Source organism: Vibrio sp. V43_P6S15P86 (genome assembly GCF_009904725.1).
GTDB classification, from domain to species: Bacteria; Pseudomonadota; Gammaproteobacteria; order Enterobacterales; family Vibrionaceae; genus Vibrio; species Vibrio diabolicus.
Genome location: NZ_WXWT01000449.1, coordinates 1 through 2,752, shown reverse-complemented (window position 1 = coordinate 2,752; position 2,752 = coordinate 1). Strand labels below are relative to the sequence as shown.

Below are 2,752 nucleotides of genomic sequence, written 5' to 3'. Positions count from 1 at the left end.
CAAACAAGAGCGCGGTTGAACTGAACAGCGAACTGCATAAAAACAACTAATAAGAATACCTAAATAACCTCGAGATGCTTGATTCAGCGAGGCTGACTTGGCTTGCAGTGAATTAGCCCTACGAAAAATCCCCCAACAGGAAACTGTTGGGGGATTTTTTAGCTTAAAGCAAAATGCGTGAGTGCTGATTACTGATTTAAAAAGCTGACCGCTTTATCTGGGAAGTCAGTAAACAAACCATCCACTTTCACTTGGTTGTAGTACACATCCATCATGCCTTCAAAACTGTCCGTGTACGCAGGAATACGTCCAGGATCGGCACGGAACGTGTATGGGTGAACTTGTAAACCAGCGTCTTTTGCAGCCTTCATCAACGGCTTAATAATGATGTTGTCTTTGGTTGACTTATCATCCACCAGCATCGGCTTCCAAGGTCCAATTCCTTCGGCGTAACTCGCTACTTTCTTCATGCCGTCGGCTTCGAACATCCAGTCATAACTGTATGGTGTTGCTGTATCGCCTTTGTACACCATAGTTTCGTTCCAGTCCGTGTAAGCCATAAGCTGAACGAGCTTTAAATCCATGTCCATTGCGGGCATCAACTCACTGTTAATGCGTTGCAGTTCGTTCGCATCAAAACACTGCAGGTAAACTTTGTCGTCTTGCGAGTCGTAACCGTACTGCTTCAAGACTTTAAGCACCGCTTTAGAAATGTCCTTACCTTCATGACGATGGAACCAAGGCGCTTTAATTTCTGGGTAAATACCGATGTCGTAACCCAACGTCTTGTTAAGTCCTTGGATCAGCTCAATCTCTTCAGCAAACGTCGGCACGGTAAAATCCGATTTCCACATTGGGAATCGTGTCGGATAACCAGCGACCTTATTACCTTTGTCATCGATATTAAAGCCTTCAGTTACTCGCAAGGATTTGATTTCCGCCAGTGTGAAATCAATCGCGTAATAACGGCCGTCTTTGCGTGCACGATCAGGAAAACGCTCCGCAACATCCGTTACGCGATCCAAGTAATGGTCATGCAATACGACCAACTGGTCGTCTTTCGTCATTACCACATCTTGCTCTATGTAGTCAGGTTTCATTGCGTAAGCAAGTGCTTTGGCTTCTAGCGTGTGCTCAGGCAAGTAGCCCGATGCGCCACGGTGCGCAATTACAAGCGGCTTCGCAATCGCACCAGCAGAGAGGCTAAGTGCTAAAAAAGTAAGACATACTGACTTTGTTTTCATTGTTATTTCCTTGATAAAGCGAAGAGGCAGTATTCCACTGCCTCTTTAAATAAATATTACGCTAGCGCTTCCTTTTCGCGCTCTTTTTGCTCGTGGTGCGCACGCTCACCTAAGAAGGCGTACATCAAACACACAATAGAAGTAATACAAGAACCCACTAAGATGATAAAGCCACCATCCCAGCCAAAGTGGTCTACTGTGTAGCCCAGAATCGCGTTTGCGGCAACTGCCCCACCTAAGTATCCAAATAAACCAGTAAGACCAGCAGCAGTACCAGCGGCTTTCTTCGGAGCGAGTTCAAGTGCGTACAAGCCAATCAGCATAACCGGACCATAGATTAGGAAGCCAATTGCAATCAGTGCCATCATGTCCACCATTGGGTTACCAGCAGGGTTAAACCAGTAAACCATCACTGCAACGGTCACTAGCACCATAAATAAGATGCCAGCAGGTGCGCGACGACCTTTAAACAGTTTGTCTGAAATCCAACCACACAATAACGTGCCTGGAATGCCGGCCCATTCGTATAAGAAGTAAGCCCATGACGATTTATCTACCGAGAAATCCTTCGCTTCTTTTAGGTAAACAGGTGCCCAGTCCAGTACGCCGTAGCGAATTAGGTAAACAAATGCGTTTGCAATTGCAATCGACCAAAGCAGCTTGTTGTTGAATACATACTTAAAGAAGATTTCCTTGGCTGTCATTTCTTGTTCGTGCGACTTGTCATAGTCATCAGGATAATCGTCTTTATACTCTTCGATCGGTGGCAAACCACAAGATTGAGGCGTATCGCGAACCGTCATCCAAACAAACACAGCAACCAACGTGGCGAAAAATGCAGGAACATAAAATGCAGTGCGCCAATCATCGTTAAATGCCCACAGGCCAAGAATAAATAGTGGACCAATCAAACCGCCACCCACGTTGTGTGCCACGTTCCAAACCGAAACGATCTCACCACGCTCTTTACGTGACCACCAGTGCACCATGGTTCGTCCACATGCGGGCCACCCCATGCCTTGGAACCAACCGTTCAAGAAAAGCAAAATGAACATCGCAGTGACGCTGCCAGTCGCCCATGGCATAAAGCCAAAGCAAAACATCACTAATGCAGACATCAGTAGGCCGCCACTAAGGAAATAGCGAGGGTTGGAGCGGTCAGAAACGCTGCCCATTAGAAATTTAGAGAGACCATATGCAATGGAAACAGCTGCCAGCGCGACACCTAAGTCACCGCGGCTAAAGCCTTGCTCGATAAGATAAGGCATCGCCAAACTGAAGTTTTTACGAACCAAATAGTAACCGGCGTAGCCAACAAATATACCGATAAAGAGTTGCCAACGGAGGCGAGAGTAGGTGCTATCGATACTGCCTGGGGACAGACGATCAATGTGCGCCTTAGGTTTGAATATTCCAAACATAGGAACCTCATTATTTTGTATGCGATGGTAAAAAACACAAAAGGAGCGAACGAAACAAAAAAAATCTTCGTTCGAAAGCTCATGAAT

The 2,752-nt window shown here is 46.1% G+C and carries 2 protein-coding genes; both read right to left on the bottom strand.

The window, feature by feature from the left end; genetic code table 11:
• Window positions 1-188: 188 nt before the first annotated feature.
• Complete coding sequence (gene glpQ, locus CAG69_RS20065) at window positions 189-1,244, bottom strand: glycerophosphodiester phosphodiesterase (RefSeq protein WP_068864588.1); 1,056 nt, start codon at window positions 1,242-1,244, stop codon at window positions 189-191.
• A 56-nt stretch (window positions 1,245-1,300) separates the two neighbouring features.
• Window positions 1,301-2,665 (bottom strand): glycerol-3-phosphate transporter, encoded by a 1,365-nt coding sequence (glpT, locus tag CAG69_RS20060; protein ID WP_006742417.1) that lies wholly within the window; start codon window positions 2,663-2,665, stop codon window positions 1,301-1,303.
• Window positions 2,666-2,752 lie beyond the last annotated feature (87 nt).

Coding starts and splice junctions, on each gene's coding strand:
- glpQ (WP_068864588.1), bottom strand. CDS start 1,244: ATGAAAACAAAGTCAGTATGTCTTACTTTTTTAGCACTTAGCCTCTCT.
- glpT (WP_006742417.1), bottom strand. CDS start 2,665: ATGTTTGGAATATTCAAACCTAAGGCGCACATTGATCGTCTGTCCCCA.